The sequence below is a fragment of the Aquabacterium sp. A08 genome (assembly GCF_011742065.1).
Window position 1 is genome coordinate 1 of sequence record NZ_JAAQQT010000282.1, and the last position, 326, is coordinate 326.

General features: G+C 64.1%; 1 protein-coding gene. It reads right to left on the bottom strand.

The window, feature by feature from the left end:
• Positions 1–86: 86 nt before the first annotated feature.
• Positions 87–326, bottom strand: a 240-nt coding sequence (locus HA630_RS01600; RefSeq protein WP_208299908.1) for an N-acetylmuramoyl-L-alanine amidase, incomplete at its 5' end; no start/stop codon positions are given.

Sequence of the window (326 nt, forward strand, 5' to 3'; positions counted from 1 at the left end):
GGATGAAATGGCTTTCTTCGGGTTTCAAGCGCATGGTTGGTGCATTGTGTCGCAAAACCTGTTCACACGACACCATGGCTGGCGGGTCAAGCCTGCGCAAAGCACTCGGGTGGCCAGCCGGTGAGCCGCTGCAGCGTGGGCCAGTGGAAGCCGGGGCCGGGGTCTTGTTTGCGACCGGGGGCCACGTGTTCGTGGCCCACCACCTGGGCTATGGGGTAGCGCTGGGCCAGCTGGGTGCACAGCGCGGCCAGGGCCTGGTACTGGGCGGGCTCGAAGGTGTCGCCCTCCAGCCCTTCCAGTTCAATGCCTATGGAATAGTCGTTGCA